General features: G+C 43.9%; 8 protein-coding genes and 1 other RNA gene. 5 read left to right on the top strand and 4 right to left on the bottom strand.

The window, feature by feature from the left end; genetic code table 11:
* The 3 genes from VIP81_RS01400 to VIP81_RS01390 form a co-directional block, all read right to left on the bottom strand.
* On the bottom strand, positions 1–379 hold a 379-nt coding region (locus tag VIP81_RS01400), incomplete at its 3' end, for a hypothetical protein (RefSeq protein WP_331956687.1).
* Positions 376–1,155: a hypothetical protein gene (locus VIP81_RS01395; RefSeq protein WP_331956686.1), complete on the bottom strand. Its 780-nt coding sequence runs from the start codon at positions 1,153–1,155 to the stop codon at positions 376–378. The genes VIP81_RS01395 and VIP81_RS01400, both read right to left, overlap by 4 nt.
* 1 nt (position 1,156) lies before the next feature.
* Positions 1,157–2,152 carry a stage II sporulation protein M gene (locus VIP81_RS01390; protein WP_331956685.1) on the bottom strand — a complete coding sequence of 332 codons (996 nt, stop codon included), beginning with the start codon at positions 2,150–2,152 and terminating at the stop codon, positions 1,157–1,159.
* A gap of 122 nt (positions 2,153–2,274) precedes the next feature.
* Here VIP81_RS01390 and VIP81_RS01385 point away from each other — a divergent pair, with 122 nt between their 5' ends.
* Positions 2,275–3,015, top strand: a complete 741-nt coding sequence (locus VIP81_RS01385; RefSeq protein WP_331956684.1) for an RDD family protein — start codon at positions 2,275–2,277, stop codon at positions 3,013–3,015.
* 93 nt (positions 3,016–3,108) lie between these two features.
* Here the strand turns inward: VIP81_RS01385 and VIP81_RS01380 are convergent, their stop codons facing one another.
* On the bottom strand, positions 3,109–3,561 hold the full coding sequence (locus tag VIP81_RS01380; protein WP_331956683.1) for a DUF5684 domain-containing protein: 453 nt from the start codon (positions 3,559–3,561) through the stop codon (positions 3,109–3,111).
* 192 nt (positions 3,562–3,753) lie between these two features.
* Between VIP81_RS01380 and ffs the strand changes: the two genes are divergently transcribed.
* From ffs to VIP81_RS01360, 4 genes are all read left to right on the top strand, one after another.
* Positions 3,754–3,853, top strand: an RNA gene (ffs, locus tag VIP81_RS01375) — signal recognition particle sRNA small type.
* A gap of 124 nt (positions 3,854–3,977) precedes the next feature.
* Positions 3,978–4,628 carry a fructose-6-phosphate aldolase gene (fsa, locus tag VIP81_RS01370; protein ID WP_211971751.1) on the top strand — a complete coding sequence of 217 codons (651 nt, stop codon included), beginning with the start codon at positions 3,978–3,980 and terminating at the stop codon, positions 4,626–4,628.
* A 177-nt stretch (positions 4,629–4,805) separates the two neighbouring features.
* On the top strand, positions 4,806–6,299 hold the full coding sequence (gene glpK / locus VIP81_RS01365; protein WP_331956682.1) for a glycerol kinase GlpK: 1,494 nt from the start codon (positions 4,806–4,808) through the stop codon (positions 6,297–6,299).
* A gap of 35 nt (positions 6,300–6,334) precedes the next feature.
* The gene (locus VIP81_RS01360) at positions 6,335–7,045 is read left to right on the top strand and encodes an MIP/aquaporin family protein (RefSeq protein WP_331956681.1); all 711 of its coding nucleotides are present in this window, start codon (positions 6,335–6,337) and stop codon (positions 7,043–7,045) included.
* The last annotated feature ends 257 nt before the right edge of the window (positions 7,046–7,302 follow it).

The raw sequence follows: 7,302 nt of genomic DNA, 5'->3' as shown, positions 1-7,302 counted from the left end.
CGGGGGTATTCACTGCAATAAACAGTTCATTGCCTGGTGATACATATTCCAGCATGGCATCCACATCTTTTTCGGTCGTAAACAATTCGTTTGCTACCAGGATGTAGGCGTTACCGCTATATTTCAACTCCGATTCCTTTTCGTAGGTGCGTGCAAAAGGTTTGGTAACAACCTGTATAGAATGTTTGTCGAACAGTTGTGGCAGCATTTTAAAGGCCGCATAAGCACCGCCAGCTTTCTTATCCTTACTGGAAAAAGTAGAACGCGACATTTCCGTGGTTTGCTCCGCCGGGTCACTGACAAGATTGCCACCAACAACCACCAGTACTATTACTAGCAGTACTACTATTCCGATGATATAAATGGGTTTAGTATTCACGAAGCTTTTCCTATTGCGTTATTAAAATCCCTGAACTCCTGGTTAATATTCCTGAAATTATCTTCACTCACCTCAAACCCGCCATACCAGATATATTCGTAGTCCAGTGTGAGGGTAGCAAACTTTTTATAGTAGGGTGAACTACGCATACTACGCAGGTAATCATTGTTGGTTTTTTCTCTGCCGGCTACAATCATTTGCCGGCCGGCCAGCTGAAACAATGTATACAGGTACCACCAACGTATGGCCTGTCTTGTATCTCCTGCAGCAATAGCTGTTTTTATTTTCTCTTCATATTCTTCCCCGCTATGCAATTCTTCTTCCTGTATTTCCGTCAAACCATCTATCAGTGCAGGCTTTTTGAAAATACCATTGACTTTCATATACCGATACAACAGGAAACCCAAGCCAGCGAGCAATAAAAACATGATTACAAAACGGATCGCACTGATAGAATTAAACATCGCCTGCAGGAATTTTTCCAGCCAGGGAATATGTTTTGGTGGCTCCGGTTTTATATCATGATACTGCAGTTTTTTATTTTCTTTCAGCGCTTTTACGAGAGAATCCGACACGTAGCGTTTTTCGTAATAAGCAGTTTCTTCTTCGTATTCTTCTGATGCAGTATCCGTAGCTGCTGCTTGCGGGGTACTCTCAACGGGAAGGGCAGCCTGCTCCGTGGTTGCGGTATCTTCCAACACCGCTTGTGCCATGCTTTTTACAGGAAGACAAAGCAATAATAACAGACAGCTCTTCAGCCAAAAATATTTCTTCATGTTACTGCTTTGAAAGGATAAATGGGATGATGACTTTCCCTTCCGCACTTAAACGATATCCTTTTTTATGCAGGTAAATGGGATAAAAAATGAAATAACCCAGTATAAAACTCAGCGATGACAGCAGGATAAAGAGACTTAACACCAGTGGCATTTCCGTATGCCGGGTAACAAAACTTTCCAGGAATGCGGCCACTATAAATACAGGCACTAAAGTTACCATGATCTTGATCCCGTCTTTGGCGCCTTTCCGCAGGGAATCTATCCGCTTGCGGGTACCGGGGAAAAGAATGCTTTTACCCATAATAATACCGGCGCAGGCGGCAATAACAATACTGGAAATTTCCAGCGTGCCGTGGATCCAGATAACCAATATTGATTTCCAGCCCAGCCCATGGGTAAAAAACAGGTATTGAAAAACGCCCAGCATCACACCGTTCCGGACCAGCAGATAAAGGGAGCCCAGACCCAGGAAAATGCCGCCCACGTAACAATAGAAAGATACCTGTATGTTATTGATAGCGATCTGAAAAAACATCGCCAAAGGATTTCCATCTTTATACACACCAAAGGGATCTTTATTGGCAATATTACGTTCGGTCATATTCACATACTCATCGCCCAGTACGCCCCGCACAAACGTTTCGTCATGCGCCGATGAAAAAGCACCGATAATGCAGAACAGCAGGAAGAAGCATAATGTAAATAATAGCAGGCGGTGGTGTCTGCGAAACAGCAGCGGTAATTCGTATTTAAAAAACAGCTGAAAGCGGCCAACATCTTCTTTACGATGTTGATAAATTCGATGATAAATGCCTGCTGCCAGGCCGTTTATATAACGGGTTACTTTGCTGAAGCTGTAAAAAGTTTTAGCGTAAGACAGATCATCCAATACAGATACAAATCTTTCCGCCATTTCATCAGGGTCATCTGTGGGCTCCTCCTGGTATTGCTTCCAGCGGGACAAATTTTTTTTGATAAACAGCGATTCTCTCATATTGAGTTCTTCTTTCCCTTTTAAATACAGATATTACCTACAGTAATGGGTCACTAATGGGGGAATACCGGCAAACATACTAAATCGTTTAACAATATATAAACAAATATGTAAATTTGAGTATGGCAGATATAAAAATACCAACTTCTTTCAACATTGATCTCGAATTTGAATCGGCAGATATCGTGAAGCGTTTTTTAGCCTGGCTGATTGATTTCGCTATTCGCCTGTGCTATATTCTGCTCGCCTATTCTGTACTCACCTCTTTCCGGCTGAATGTGGAAGCCGACATCTTTGTTTACGTGCTATTCATTTTTATACCTGTCATGTTCTATTTTCCGATTACAGAAATCACCATGAGCGGGTCTACACCTGGAAAAAAAATACTGCATATTCAGGTGGTGAGTATGATGGGCAATGCACCGAGCATTAGTCAGCACCTGATAAGATGGATATTCAGGTTAATTGAAACGCCACTGTATTTCGCGTTCCTGGTGCCGGTGATTATTCCCATTGTATCTATTGTGCGTACGCCCTACAACCAGCGTTTAGGCGACTTAATAGCCGGTACGATTGTGATTAGTACCAAACGAAAAGGCAGTATTGAAGAAACCATCTTCCGTGATTTATCCAACACTGATTACAAGCCGCTGTTTCCGCAGATCATGAAATTATCCGACAGGGATATGAATAAAGTAAAAGAGTTGCTGGATCGTGCACTGATGGCGAAGGATGATGAGCTGGCCTCCAGAGTGGCTTACCGGGTAAAGGAAGTACTGCATATTGAATCTGATTTACCACATACTCACTTCCTGGAAACGGTGCTGAATGATTACAACTACTACACCACCAGGAATAATTAGCATAAAGCGTAAAGCCAAAAGCAAAAAGCTATTGAAGCGGATGATTAACGTTATGTCCGCTTCAATAGCTTTTTGCTTTACGCTTTATGCTCTTTAAATAGTTCTACCTATCGAATTCAGGTCATCGTTTACGGGATTAAAACGGGTAGGATCTCCAGCCGGTCCTTTGTACACGATAGTGCGGTCAAATGCCAGGATAGGATAAAATATAAAGCCCAGGAGGAGCAAGCCCACTGTAAAGCCTACACCTTTGCCGAAGCTTTTGCTGAGCAGGTTAGTTAGCCAGATAGCAATAACAAAATTGACAAATGGTATTAAAAACAGGAGGATCCACCACCATGGTTTGCCTACTATTTTGCACATCACAATCCCACTGTAGATAGGAATAATAGATTTCCATCCTTCTTCACCGGCTTTTACAAAAATTTTCCATCCGCAGATGATGAAAAAAACCGTCAGGATCACGCCCCCAACTATAGAAGGACCGGTGAACATGGCGCCCATAGCGCGACTGCTTTCATAAGAACTTGCTTGAAGAATTTGCATAAGAGGTTAAATTTATTTGTGTTAAATGACGGGCGAAGATCCCCAATACTATGTATGTATATTTTCTCATGATATACATAGCTATAACATTATTAACCTGAAAAGGATCGGTCGGAATACGGTTTTTAAAAAAACTTCAACTTTTTTTGCGCTAATATTTGGAGATTCAACACATTATATTACCTTTGCAACCGGCAAGTCTTATACGACCAGCTCCTACTGAACTCCCCCAGGACAGGAATGTAGCAAGGGTAGGTGGTTGTAGCGGTGCGATATAAGTAACTTGCCTTTTTTTTTCTTTTTTTATTGTCATTAGTTGCTTGTCAATAGTATCTGGTTGCTATTTTCTCCACCTCTTTCACTAATGACAGCACCTTCCACAAACGGTTCATTTCCTGACAACTAATTTATATAGTATGAAATTCTTTATTGATACAGCTAATCTGGCGCAAATACAGGAAGCTCACGATCTCGGCGTTCTCGATGGTGTAACCACCAATCCATCTCTGATGGCTAAAGAAGGTATTAAAGGTGAAGCTGCTATTATTAAGCATTACGAAGATATCTGCGAAATTGTAGACGGTGATGTAAGTGCTGAAGTGCTTTCCACAGATTTCAAATCTATTATTGAAGAAGGTAAGAAACTGGCAGCTATTCATCCAAACATCGTGGTGAAAGTTCCAATGATAAAAGACGGTGTAAAAGCCATCAAATGGTTTACTGATAACGGTATCAGAACAAACTGTACCCTGGTATTTTCTGCTGGTCAGGCTATTCTGGCGGCGAAAGCAGGTGCTGCTTATGTATCTCCGTTCATTGGTCGTATTGATGATACCAACTGGGATGGTGTAGAACTGATCGCACAAATTGCACAGATCTACAGCTTACAGGGTTACAAAACCGAAATCCTTGCAGCGTCTATCCGTAGCGCGCTCCACATTGTAAAATGTGCTGAAGTAGGTGCCGACGTATGTACCTGCCCGTTAGATTCTATCCTGGGTCTGCTGAAGCACCCATTAACGGATATCGGTCTGGCGAAGTTCCTGGAAGATGCAAAGAAAATGTAATTACAGATATTTTTTAGATGGTGTATCCCCGGTGCAGTAATTGCGCCGGGGATTTTTTTTACCCTTACCTCCTGTTATATTTTACCCTGGAAAGATGATCGTGTTTTGTTGGATAATTTATTTAAATTCAAAGATAATATCCACGAATACCCGAACACGCAATAAACAAAGCACCTAATGGGAAAATATATCCTTTCGCTGGACCAGGGCACCACCAGTTCACGCGCGATTATTTTTGATCACGATGGCAGCATCAAAGCCGTTGCCCAGAAAGAATTCAAACAAATATTTCCACAACCCGGATGGGTAGAGCATGATGCCATGGAAATATGGACTTCCCAGGCCAGCGTGGCCGCAGAAGCAATCCTCAAAGCCAGGGTGACCGGTCAGGATATCGCTGCTATTGGTATCACCAATCAACGCGAAACCACCATTGTATGGGATAGGAAAACCGGTAAACCCATCCATAACGCCATCGTATGGCAGGATCGCCGCACCGCTGCCTATTGCGATGCACTCATCAAAGAAGGAAAAGAGCAACTCATAAAAGATAAGACAGGCTTACGCCTGGATGCTTATTTCTCCGGTACCAAAATAAAATGGCTGCTCGACAACATCCCCGATGCCCGCAAGAGAGCAGAAAACGGCGAACTCGCATTTGGTACAGTAGATAGCTGGCTCGTATGGAACTTTTCCAACGGCAAGCTCCACATTACCGATGTGAGTAATGCATCCCGCACACTGTTGTTTAATATCCACGACATGAAATGGGATACCGAATTATTATCTCTCTTCGATATTCCCGCCTCCATGCTGCCGGAAGTAAAACAATCCAGCGAAGTATATGGCTATTCAGAAGCCAATCTTACCCCCTATCGCATTCCGATTGCCGGAATTGCCGGAGATCAGCAGGCTGCCTTGTTCGGGCAGTTATGCACACAACCCGGCATGATCAAAAACACCTATGGCACCGGTTGTTTTATGGTATTGAATACCGGCGACAAGCCCATTCCTTCTAAAAATAATCTGCTTACCACCGTAGCATGGCAAATCAATGGTAAAACCACCTATGCACTGGAAGGCAGCATCTTTATCGGCGGCGCCGTAGTACAATGGCTCCGCGACGGACTAGGCATCATCCGCCACTCTGCTGATGTGGAAAAACTAGCCGCCACCGTTCCTCACAGTGATGGTGTATACCTGGTGCCTGCTTTTGCCGGACTGGGCGCTCCCTACTGGAATCAACATGCACGGGGCACCATGGTAGGACTTACCAGAGGCTCTACCGCCGCACATATTGCCCGCGCTGCACTGGATAGCATTGCCTTTCAAACCATGGATGTGCTGAAAGCCATGGAAGCAGATGCCGGCATGCCCATCACCGAAATTCGTGTAGATGGCGGCGCTACCAAAAATAACCTGCTCATGCAATTCCAGGCAGACATCACCCATCTTCGTGTAGTGCGTCCCGTTATCACAGAAACCACCGCACTCGGCGCTGCCTACCTGGCAGGACTCGCCGTTGGATACTGGGATAGCATTGAAACCATCGCAAAGCAATGGCAGATAGACGCCACCTTTGATGCAACCATGGAAAACGCAGAAAGCAAAAGATTATGTGGAGACTGGAAACGCGCCATCAGAGCAGCACAGGCATGGACTGAAGAATAAACATTTTTCCACGTTATTAATATTTCATTCAACTTATGTCACCTTATTTAGCAGAAGTTTTAGGAACCGCATTTATCATTGTACTGGGAGATGGTGTGGTAGCAAGCGTTATACTCAACAAGTCAAAAGGCAACCAGGGCGGCTGGATAGTCATCACCATGGGTTGGGCCATGGCCGTATTTATTGGCGTATATACCGCCGCCAAATATAGTGGCGCCCACCTCAATCCGGCGGTTACTTTTTCAGAAGCTTTGCAGGGAAAATTTCCCTGGGAAAAAGTACCCGGTTACGTAGCTTCCCAACTCGGCGGCGCCATGTTGGGCGCACTGCTGGTATGGCTTTGCTATAAAAAACATTTCGATGAAACACCCGATGCAGATACCAAACTCGGCGTGTTTTGCACCATTCCCGCTATCCGCAATCCTAAGTACAATTTCCTTACGGAATTCCTGGCTACCATGGTATTCATACTGGCCATTTGCTTCATTACCGGTCCTACCGTTGGTATAGGCTCGCTGGATGCTTTACCCGTAGCGTTCGTGGTATTAGCTATCGGTATGTCACTCGGCGGCCCTACCGGCTATGCCATCAATCCCGCCCGTGACTTAGGACCCAGGCTCATGCACTACCTCCTGCCTATTTCAGGAAAACGCGACAGCGACTGGGGCTACGCCTGGATTCCTATATTGGGCCCACTGGCTGGCGCTGCCGCAGCGGCTTTCATTTATAAATATTGCCTGCAATAGATTTTTTGTCTTTGCCCAGGATTATACTGATTATACTGATTTTCCAGATTTTACTTTTATGATTTTGTTTTTGGAAGATGATGAGGAATCGATAATTTTTTAATCCTGAGACTATAATAAAGGCAAGCGGCCACTGGTAAGACATCTCTTACCAGTGGCCGCTTATCTTTATTATTACATCTCTCAAAATCATAAAATCAAAATCATAAAATCAAAAAGTAAAAATCTGGAAAATCAGTATAATCAGTATAATCCTG

Origin of the sequence: Chitinophaga sp. (assembly GCF_036566945.1) — a bacterium.
GTDB lineage: Bacteria > Bacteroidota > Bacteroidia > Chitinophagales > Chitinophagaceae > Chitinophaga.
Note: the sequence above shows the minus strand (reverse complement) of the source record. Positions and strands in the feature narration are given on the sequence as shown.

Excerpts from the sequence above, each read along its gene's own strand:
- VIP81_RS01385 (WP_331956684.1), top strand. The coding sequence starts at position 2,275 with ATGGCAGATATAAAAATACCAACTTCTTTCAACATTGATCTCGAATTT.
- VIP81_RS01395 (WP_331956686.1), bottom strand. The coding sequence starts at position 1,155 with ATGAAGAAATATTTTTGGCTGAAGAGCTGTCTGTTATTATTGCTTTGT.
- VIP81_RS01390 (WP_331956685.1), bottom strand. The coding sequence starts at position 2,152 with ATGAGAGAATCGCTGTTTATCAAAAAAAATTTGTCCCGCTGGAAGCAA.
- VIP81_RS01360 (WP_331956681.1), top strand. The coding sequence starts at position 6,335 with ATGTCACCTTATTTAGCAGAAGTTTTAGGAACCGCATTTATCATTGTA.
- VIP81_RS01380 (WP_331956683.1), bottom strand. The coding sequence starts at position 3,561 with ATGCAAATTCTTCAAGCAAGTTCTTATGAAAGCAGTCGCGCTATGGGC.
- fsa (WP_211971751.1), top strand. The coding sequence starts at position 3,978 with ATGAAATTCTTTATTGATACAGCTAATCTGGCGCAAATACAGGAAGCT.
- glpK (WP_331956682.1), top strand. The coding sequence starts at position 4,806 with ATGGGAAAATATATCCTTTCGCTGGACCAGGGCACCACCAGTTCACGC.